Origin of the sequence: Geobacillus sp. G4, from assembly GCF_040327975.1 — a bacterium.
Classification (GTDB): Bacteria; Bacillota; Bacilli; order Bacillales; family Anoxybacillaceae; genus Geobacillus; species Geobacillus thermoleovorans.
Window position 1 is genome coordinate 1 of sequence record NZ_JBEPJY010000157.1, and the last position, 223, is coordinate 223.

Annotated in this window: 1 protein-coding gene; it reads left to right on the plus strand. The window is 58.3% G+C overall.

Annotated features, from left to right (window positions below; all coding sequences use genetic code 11):
• Window positions 1-26 precede the first annotated feature (26 nt).
• A partial coding sequence (locus tag ABS784_RS17335; RefSeq protein ID WP_352513455.1) for a hypothetical protein occupies window positions 27-223 on the plus strand: 197 nt, incomplete at its 3' end.

The following is a 223-nucleotide window of genomic DNA, read 5'->3' on the forward strand; positions in this document are numbered from 1 at the left end:
AAAGCTGAGGCCCGCGGGTCGCCGCGATGGGCAAATGTTCTTCGCCTGCAGGGATTTACAATCCCGAAGGCGAAGGTGATTTGACCCCGAGCGGCGGCGGGCCGAAGCTGGACAATACGAAAAGCGGAGGCCGCTTTGGCCGAAGTTGGACAATGCGAAAAGCCAATCAACTTTCTTTTGGAGAGTTTGATCCTGGCTCAGGACGAACGCTGGCGGCGTGCCT